Here is a 1,435-nt window from a genome sequence, read left to right as displayed (position 1 = left end):
CGTAGAGGATCACGGTGATGGCGTCCGCGGTCTCGGAGCGGGTGGCCGGGGAAGTCGTCTTCGTCATGGTCATCAGACCAATCCTTCCGTCTCGCGCTGCAGTCGATCGCCGATCACGAACGTGGTGTGTGCGCTCGCGGTTGCCCACGACCTGCACCGTCGTGAGGTCCAGAGTCCCCGCGGTCTCGAACGTCTCGGCGCCCTCGACGCTGATCAGCGGCACCTGCTCGCCGTCAGCACCCTTCGCGGTGCCGAGGGTGTCGTACACCGGCCCCGGTCGCTGGATCACGTAGGGCGACGGAAGGAACGTCAGCACGACCAGCGCGAGGAGCGCGACGATCAGCGCCCAGACTCCGAGTCCGAGCTTCCCAGACCGCGTTCGATCCACTGCATTCCTCCGTCGTTCGCGAGCGGCGTACACCGATCTGCCCGCATCGGGTTCGCGCGCAGAAACCTGTGACTAGCGTAGATGCCACGGCAACAGAAGTGCTGAGAGGGCGAGCGACATGGCAGACAACGACCCGACACCCGAGGACTTCCAGGAGTTCCTGCGGAAGATGCTCTCGAACCAGAGCGGCGGCGACATCGATCCCGAGGCGCTGCGGGGCGCCTTCGAAGGGATGGACGGCTTCACACTCGACCCCGCGATGATGCAGACGATCATGTCGCAGCTGCAGGGCGCCTTCGGCGGCGACCCCTGGGAGAACGCGCTGCGTCAGGCTCTTTTCATCGCCAACCGCGACGGACAGGGCGTGACCGACGGATCGCGCACCTCGCTCGCCGATTCCTTCGCGCTCGCGAACCTGTGGCTCGGCGAGGCGACGACCATCTCGGAGCTCTCCGAGACCCCGACCGCGATGACCAGGGGCGAGTGGGTGGAGAAGACCCTTCCGGTGTGGAAGGAGATCGCCGATCCCGTGTCGACGAGCATCGCTGACGCGCTGACCTCGGCGTTGGACACGCAGGTGCCCGAAGAGATGCGCGGCGTGGTCCAGGGCGCAGGCCGGCTGATGCGGGGCCTGGGCGGCTCGGTGTTCGCCGCGCAGTTCGGACAGGTGCTCGGCAACCTCTCTCTCGAAGTCGTCTCCGGCGGTGACGTCGGCATCCCGGTGCTGCCCGCAGGCACCGCGGCGATCATCCCGCAGAACCTCACGGCCTTCGGCGAAGGCCTCGAGATCCCCGAAGAGCAGATCGCGCTCTACCTCGCCACCCGCGAGCTCGCCTACGCGCGTCTGTACCGGCACGCGAAGTGGCTGCACCTGCACGTCATGGCGCAGATCACCGACTTCGCTCGCGGAGTCACGGTCGACGTGGACGCGCTCGAAGACGTCGCCAGCCGCCTCGATCCCTCGAACCCCGAAGAACTGCGCGCGCCGTCGGGAAGACGAGAGGTCGCCTGGGCGGTCACGACGTCGACCCAGCCGTCGATCGTGGC

General features: G+C 67.5%; 1 protein-coding gene and 1 pseudogene. One reads left to right on the top strand and one right to left on the bottom strand.

Translation table 11 applies throughout. The features are described from left to right. Positions 1-388, bottom strand: a pseudogene (locus tag KZA10_RS18325) (hypothetical protein); the annotation flags it as partial. 118 nt (positions 389-506) lie between these two features. On the opposite strand from KZA10_RS18325, the gene KZA10_RS15120 reads away from it, so the two are divergent. Further along, positions 507-1,435 (top strand): zinc-dependent metalloprotease (locus KZA10_RS15120; RefSeq protein ID WP_256934928.1); only part of this gene is annotated, 929 nt, incomplete at its 3' end.

The sequence above is a fragment of the Microbacterium sp. BF1 genome, from assembly GCF_019279095.1.
Classification (GTDB): Bacteria; Actinomycetota; Actinomycetes; order Actinomycetales; family Microbacteriaceae; genus Microbacterium; species Microbacterium maritypicum.
The sequence above is the reverse complement of the archived record's forward strand: the minus strand, read 5'-3'. Positions and strand labels throughout refer to the sequence as shown.